Origin of the sequence: Stenotrophomonas sp. PS02297, assembly GCF_029959705.1 — a bacterium.
Taxonomy (GTDB): Bacteria; Pseudomonadota; Gammaproteobacteria; order Xanthomonadales; family Xanthomonadaceae; genus Stenotrophomonas; species Stenotrophomonas nitritireducens.
The window spans coordinates 1-5,290 of the sequence record NZ_JASCOS010000173.1; the positions used below are offsets into that span (position 1 = coordinate 1).

At 69.4% G+C, this 5,290-nt stretch carries 7 protein-coding genes; 5 read left to right on the forward strand and 2 right to left on the reverse strand.

The window, feature by feature from the left end; genetic code table 11:
* The 4 genes from minC to QMX80_RS18145 all read left to right on the forward strand — a co-directional run.
* On the forward strand, positions 1-396 hold a 396-nt coding region (minC, locus tag QMX80_RS18130; RefSeq protein WP_282278574.1), incomplete at its 5' end, for a septum site-determining protein MinC.
* 36 nt (positions 397-432) lie between these two features.
* Complete coding sequence (minD, locus tag QMX80_RS18135; RefSeq protein WP_055764333.1) at positions 433-1,242, forward strand: septum site-determining protein MinD; 810 nt, start codon at positions 433-435, stop codon at positions 1,240-1,242.
* 2 nt (positions 1,243-1,244) lie between these two features.
* Complete coding sequence (gene minE, locus QMX80_RS18140) at positions 1,245-1,502, forward strand: cell division topological specificity factor MinE (protein ID WP_055764330.1); 258 nt, start codon at positions 1,245-1,247, stop codon at positions 1,500-1,502.
* A 44-nt stretch (positions 1,503-1,546) separates the two neighbouring features.
* The gene (locus QMX80_RS18145; RefSeq protein WP_282278578.1) at positions 1,547-2,041 is read left to right on the forward strand and encodes a hypothetical protein; all 495 of its coding nucleotides are present in this window, start codon (positions 1,547-1,549) and stop codon (positions 2,039-2,041) included.
* A 362-nt stretch (positions 2,042-2,403) separates the two neighbouring features.
* Here QMX80_RS18145 and QMX80_RS18150 read toward each other — a convergent pair whose 3' ends face one another.
* On the reverse strand, positions 2,404-3,681 hold the full coding sequence (locus tag QMX80_RS18150) for a HAMP domain-containing sensor histidine kinase (RefSeq protein WP_055764327.1): 1,278 nt from the start codon (positions 3,679-3,681) through the stop codon (positions 2,404-2,406).
* Positions 3,678-4,385 carry a response regulator transcription factor gene (locus QMX80_RS18155; protein WP_282278580.1) on the reverse strand — a complete coding sequence of 236 codons (708 nt, stop codon included), beginning with the start codon at positions 4,383-4,385 and terminating at the stop codon, positions 3,678-3,680. Before QMX80_RS18155 ends, QMX80_RS18150 begins: the two co-directional genes overlap by 4 nt.
* Before the next feature lie 300 nt (positions 4,386-4,685).
* Between QMX80_RS18155 and QMX80_RS18160 the strand changes: the two genes are divergently transcribed.
* The coding region (locus QMX80_RS18160; RefSeq protein ID WP_282278581.1) for a glycosyltransferase family 39 protein at positions 4,686-5,290 on the forward strand (605 nt) is incomplete at its 3' end.

Below are 5,290 nucleotides of genomic sequence, written 5' to 3' on the forward strand. Positions count from 1 at the left end.
CCCCCGCCCCCCGCACCGGCACGCCGCGCGCCCGAACCGGCGCCGGCACCCGCCGCTCCCGCCTCGCAGCCCGGCCGCATGCAGCTGGGCGCGGTGCGTTCGGGCCAGCAGATGTATGCCGAGAACTGCGACCTGACCGTACTCTCAACGGTGGGCGCCGGTGCCGAGGTGATCGCCGACGGCAGCATCCACATCTACGGTACCCTGCGTGGCCGCGCCCTCGCCGGCGCGCAGGGCAATACCGGCGCCCGCATCTTCTGCCGCGACTTCCACGCTGAACTGGTCGCGATTGCGGGACGATACAAGGTGCTGGACGATATTCCCGACAACCTGCGCGGCAAGGCCGTGCAGGTCTGGCTGGAACAGGACCAGATCATGATCGCTGCGCTGGATTGACGCGCAGCCCACCACGGAACATTCAGGAGAAATCCTTTGGCTGAAATCATCGTAGTCACCTCCGGCAAGGGCGGCGTCGGCAAGACCACCTCCAGCGCCAGCATCGCGTGCGGCCTGGCCCGCCGCGGCAAGAAGGTCGCCGTCATCGACTTCGACGTCGGCCTGCGCAACCTGGACCTGATCATGGGTTGCGAGCGCCGGGTGGTGTACGACTTCGTCAACGTCGTCCATGGCGAGGCCACGCTGAAACAGGCCCTGATCAAGGACAAGCGCTTCGACAACCTGTTCGTGCTGGCCGCCTCGCAGACCCGCGACAAGGACGCGCTGAACAAGGAAGGCGTGGAGAAGGTGCTCAAGGACCTGGCCGCCGACGGTTTCGACTTCGTCATCTGCGATTCGCCGGCCGGCATCGAGAAGGGCGCCTTCCTGGCGATGTACTTCGCCGACCGCGCGGTGGTCGTGGTCAACCCGGAAGTGTCCTCGGTGCGCGACTCGGACCGCATCATCGGCCTGCTCGACTCCAAGACCGCCAATGCCGAGGTCGGCAAGAACGTGCCGGCCTACCTGCTGCTGACCCGCTACAGCCCGGCGCGGGTGGAAAGCGGCGAGATGCTCAGCATCGGCGACGTGGAGGAAGTGCTGGGGCTGAAGGCCATCGGCGTGATCCCCGAGTCCGGCGACGTGCTCAACGCCTCCAACAAGGGCGAGCCGGTGATCCTGGACACCGAATCCATGGCCGGCCAGGCCTATGAGGACGCGGTCGGCCGCATCCTTGGCGAGGAGCGCCCGATGCGCTTCATTTCCGTTGAGAAGAAGGGCTTCTTCAGCAAGCTGTTCGGAGGGTGACGATGGGACTTTTCGACATCTTCAAGGCCAAGAAAAGCACGGCCGAAACCGCCAAGAACCGCCTGCAGATCATCATCGCCCAGGAACGCAGCACCCGCGGCGGCCCGGACTACCTGCCGCTGCTGCAGCGCGAGCTGCTGGAAGTGATCAAGAAGTACGTCAACATCGACGCCGACGCGGTCAAGGTCGACCTGGTCAAGGATGGCGAGCACGACGTGCTCGACATTTCCGTGGCCCTGCCCGAAGGCCCGCAGAGCTGATTCCTGTACCCGGGGCCGCCTGCCGGCCCCGGGTGCCGATACCGATGCCCCTACCGCCCTCCACCGAGCCCGCCACCATCCTGTGCGTGGGCGATATCGCCTGGGACGACGCGGCCGCGCTGCTCGCCCGCCACGGCCTGCGCCTGAACCGGGTCGACGACGGGCAGAAGATTCCCGGCAGCTACTGGGGCGAGCCCGAGGCCGGCATCATCGCCACCGACGTCTACGTGCGCGCCGACACGCCGGTGCACTCGATGCTGCACGAAGCCTGCCACCTGATCGTGCTGCCGCCCGAGCGGCGCGCGCTCGTGCACACCGACGCCACCGATTCGGTGCCCGAGGAAGACGCCACCTGCTACCTGCAGATCGTGCTGGCCGGGCAACTGCCCGGCGTCGGCAGCGCGCGGCTGATGGCCGACATGGATGCGTGGGGCTATACGTACCGGCTCGGCTCGACACGTGCGTGGTTCGAGCAGGATGCCGACGACGCGAAGCAGTGGCTGGTCGAACGCGACCTGCTCGCCCCGCCCCTCCTGTAGAGCGGGGCAACGCCCCGCTGGGGCCTTACCGGGAAAGCCCCCGCCGGGCGTTGCCCGGCGCTACAAAGCCGCGGCAGCCCGTTCCTTGTAGAGCGGGGCAACGCCCCGCTGGGGCCTCACCGGGAAAGCCCCGCCGGGCGTTGCCCGGCGCTACAAAGCCACGGCAGCCTGCACCTCGTAGAGCGGGGCAACGCCCCGCTGGGGCCTCACCGCGAAAGCCCCGCCGGGCGTTGCCCGGCGCTACAAAGCCACGGCAGCCTGCACCTCGTAGAGCGGGGCAACGCCCCGCTGGGGCCTTACCGGGAAAGCCCCCGCCGGGCGTTGCCCGGCGCTACAAAGCCGCGGCGACCGGCCTGCCTGCATCACGGCAACGATGCGCCCATGTCCAGCGTGACCCGGGTGCCACGCTCCGGGCCCGAGTGGATGTCCAGCTTCCAGCCCAGGTGCTCGCACAGGCGGCCGATCAGGTCCAGGCCGATGCCGGTGCGCATGTTGCGTTCGCCGCGCGCGATCTTGGCGTAGGCCGCGGCCACTTCCTCCGGACTCATTCCATGCCCCGGATCCTCGATGGTCACCACGGCCCGCGGCGTCAGCGACATGCGGATCACGCCGCGGTCGCTGTTCTCCATGGCATTGCGCAGCAGGTTGCCGACCGCCGCCTGCACCACCCCCACCGGCGCCACGATCGTGCAGGGCGCCGATTCCGTCACCTGGACCGACAGTTCCTTGCCGCCCGCAAGATAGGCATGGTCGGCGACGATCTCCGGCAGCAGCTGCTCCAGCGCCAACGGCTCGCTCAACGCCGCCAGCCTCGCCGGCTCGCGGGCCAGCAGCAGCATCAGCTGGATCAGCTGCTCCATGCTGGACGCGGTGCTGCGCACCCGCTGCAGCTGCTGGCGCGCGCGCGGCGGCAGTCCGGCCTGCTCCAGCGCCAGCTCGGCCGCACCGGTGATCACCGCGATGGGCGTGCGCAGTTCGTGGCTGGCCGTACTGATGAAGGCGCGCTCGCGCTCGACGAAACGCTCGTTGCGCTCCAGGTAATCGTTCACCGAGTCGGCGATCACCTCCATCTCGGCGCTGCCGCGGGCGGTGACCTGCACCCGCTGGCCGCTGCGCTCGGGCTGCAGCCCGGCGATGTCGTCGGCCAGTCCGACCAGCGGGCGCACCAGCCGGTTCATGCCGACCCAGGCCATCAGCAGGGTGACGATCGCCATCGCGATGCCGGCCAATACCGCCCAGCGGGTGATGAAGTGCTCCAGGTCGGCGAAATCGGTGATGTCCAGCACCAGCATCGCGCGGCCGAAGTCGCTGGTCTCGCGCACCATGACCGCGCTGCGGTGCCCTTCCAGCCAGACGCCGTCGTGCAGCCCGGGCATCAGGTGCGCCAGCACGTCCGGGATGCCATGGGCATCGTGCTCGCTGAAAAAATGCAGGGTGTCCGAATCCTGCCAGCGGTAGTCCGGGTCGACGCGCTTGTTGGCGATCACGCTGTCCAGTTCGGAATTGAGCAGCGCCCGCCATACCGAATGCTCGGCACGCTCGTGCACATAGTTGGCGGCGCTGAACACCACCAGGGTCAGCAGGGCCAGATAGCTGGCCAGCCAGCCCAGCAGCTTGCGCCGCAGCGTCCGCCGCTTCATCGCTCGCCGCTCTCGGCCATCGCCGACGCGCTGGGCGCACACAGGCGATAGCCCACGCGCGGCAGGGTGTGCAGCAGTTTCTCCTCGAACGGACCATCGACGCTGCGGCGCAGCTCGTAGATGTGCGAGCGGAGCATGTCGCCATCGGGCGGCTCCTCGCCCCACAGCGCGTACTCGAGCTGGTCGCGCGGCACCGCGGCCGGGCTGGCGCGCATCAGCACTTCCAGCAGCTTGCGGCAGGCCGGGTACAGGTGCAGCGGCTGGCCGCCGCGCCGTACTTCCAGCGTGGCCAGGTCCAGGCGCAGGTCGTGCACTTCCAGCACCTTGCGTGGATTGCGCCCGTGAGTGCGCGCCAGCACCGCGTCCAGCCGCACTTCCAGTTCGGGCAGGGCGAAGGGTTTGGTCAGGTAGTCGTCGGCGCCGGCGCGGAAACCGGCGATTTTGTCGGGCAGCTCGTCGCGCGCGGTGAGCATGATCACCGGCACCTCGGAGCGGTGCTCCTCGCGCAGGCGCCGCAGCACCTCCGGCCCTTCCATGCGCGGCAACATCCAGTCCAGCAGGATCGCATCGTAGGACTGGGTGGCGGCCAGGTGCAGCCCGGTCACGCCGTCGGGGGCGACATCGAGCACATGGCCGCGCGCCTCGAAATAGTCGAAAAGATTGGCGATCAGATTGCGATTGTCTTCGATGACCAGCAGCCGCATGTGCAGAACCCTTGGAAGAACGATGCCCCGCCCCGCCTCTGGAACGCACTCCGGCGCCATCGACGGGCATCCAGGCGGCGGTGGGACGGGCGTGCGTGCCCATCGTAGCCGCAGCGGTGGTCGGAGCGACGTCGAAACAGGTGACAATGCGTCCTACGACGCGCTTCCCACGCCGGCCGCGCGATGATCCCCGACCACCCCGCAGACGAGCCCCGCGTGCGCCCGACCCGCCTCCGATCTTCCGCCCCCTGGTTCCTGCTGCTGGCCCTGATCGTGGCCAGCCTGCTGGCAGGGCTCGGCATGCGCGAACCCTCCCCGCCCGACGAGCCGCGCTTCGTGCTGGCCGCGCGGCAGATGGTGGAAACCGGGCAGTGGTTGCTGCCGCACCGGGGCAGCGAGCTGTACGCGGAGAAGCCACCGACCTTCATGTGGATCCAGGCCGCCACCTACAAGGTGTTGGGCAACTGGAACATCGCCTTCCTGCTGCCGTCGCTGCTGTCCGCGCTGCTGACCCTGTGGCTGACCTGGGACCTGTCGCGGCGGCTGTGGAACCGGCGCGTGGCGCGCTATGCGGTACTGGGGCTGTTCGTGTGCATCCAGTTCGGGCTGATGGCCAAGCGCGCGCAGATCGACATGGTGCTGGTGGGCATGACCACGCTGTCGCTGTGGGCGCTGCTGCGGCATCTGCTGCTGGGGCCCAACTGGAAGCTGCTGGCGCTGGGCGCCTTCGCCGCCGGCGTGGGCACGGTGACCAAGGGCGTGGGGTTCCTGCCGCTGCTGGCGCTGCTGCCCTGGGCCGCCTGGCGCTGGCGGCACCCCCGTGGGGGGGGGGGGGGGGGGGGGGGGGGGGGGGGGGGGGGGTGGTGGGTGCGGCGCGCCGCCGCCCCCCCCGCCCGGCGCGGGGG